Origin of the sequence: Phocaeicola sp. RTP21198st1_B8_RTP21198_201120, from assembly GCF_040929485.1 — a bacterium.
Lineage (GTDB): Bacteria > Bacteroidota > Bacteroidia > Bacteroidales > Bacteroidaceae > Phocaeicola > Phocaeicola dorei.
The window spans coordinates 1-1,184 of record NZ_JBCOCI010000311.1; the positions used below are offsets into that span (position 1 = coordinate 1).

The 1,184-nt window shown below is 37.0% G+C and carries 2 protein-coding genes; both read right to left on the reverse strand.

Annotated elements, in window-relative coordinates; translation table 11 throughout:
- The coding region (locus AB5935_RS25770; protein WP_368327846.1) for a carboxypeptidase-like regulatory domain-containing protein at positions 1-297 on the reverse strand (297 nt) is incomplete at its 3' end.
- The coding region (locus AB5935_RS25775; RefSeq protein ID WP_368327847.1) for a DUF4249 family protein at positions 297-1,184 on the reverse strand (888 nt) is incomplete at its 5' end. The genes AB5935_RS25775 and AB5935_RS25770, both read right to left, overlap by 1 nt.

Below are 1,184 nucleotides of genomic sequence, written 5' to 3' on the forward strand. Positions count from 1 at the left end.
CATCAAAGCAAAATTATGAACCGAATTTGCAGTCAGAGTCAACGTATCCATTTGGGTTACATAGCCCAGCATCGAACATCTTAAGACACAACGTCCACCTTTAATACGAATGGAATATAGCCCATACGTATTGGCAGCTACTCCTGTTCTCGACATCAGGTCTCCAATGTTAGCATCCGAGAGCACTTCTCCGGTTTTTCTGTCGGTCACACGACCTCTGACAGTAATCGTCTGAGCATTACATATGGTGAAATTTCCACAGCAGGATAATATAAATAATAACAGGTATTTTTCCATCAAATCCTATGTTTCTTATAAAAATAGATTTCAGAGATAGCACTGACACGGAATATTCCATAAGCACCATTATCAATGTTACTTTTTACAGAGGTCGGACGCGGAGAGAAAGTTCCACCATCCGAACGTATTTGCTTAATCATTTGATCAAACACCTGATAGCAATTTTCAGATATGGACTGCATTTTTATCCAAATGGAATCACTTACAGGATAGCTAAACCCCGGACGATTAGGGAGTACAAACTGCTCTCCCTCGCTCACAACATAGTCTATCACATTTTCCGCCAAATATTCATCATCCAAAATAGAATATGGCCAACCGGCACTATTCGTTGTTCCATAATATAGATTATAAACAGATGCGACACGAAGCACTTTTGAAGAACAAAAATCTGTTTTAAGCAAATAATAGTTATGCTCTTCAGGAGGATTATAAAAACTGATACATGGAGTTTCATTAGGTTCACCTTCTCCAGTATCAATACGTTTCATTACTATTTTGTCTATTGGAGTTTTAGGCACCATCCGCTCACATGCTGTATATTCCTTTCCTTTGTATTTGATATGAAGTTCGTAGGTATGATTTTCAACTCCATAAATCTTATTAGTAACATAAAGTCCACCAGGCGTTTCACCAGGAAGCCATTTCATATAAACAGTAACATCTTTATCTCTATAGTGATCATAAAATCGAAAATCCTGATAACCAGTCAATTTGGCATTCTGTAATGTATCTCTTATACCTGTTGTCAAATCAACAATAACAATTTCTGCATCATTAATCCTATCAAAACTACGATTTTCAGGGTATTTCAGTTTAGTTGACGGTTTACTTAATACAAAATAATAGGGTGGGGGTTCATCGGTTATCACTCCATCAAATAC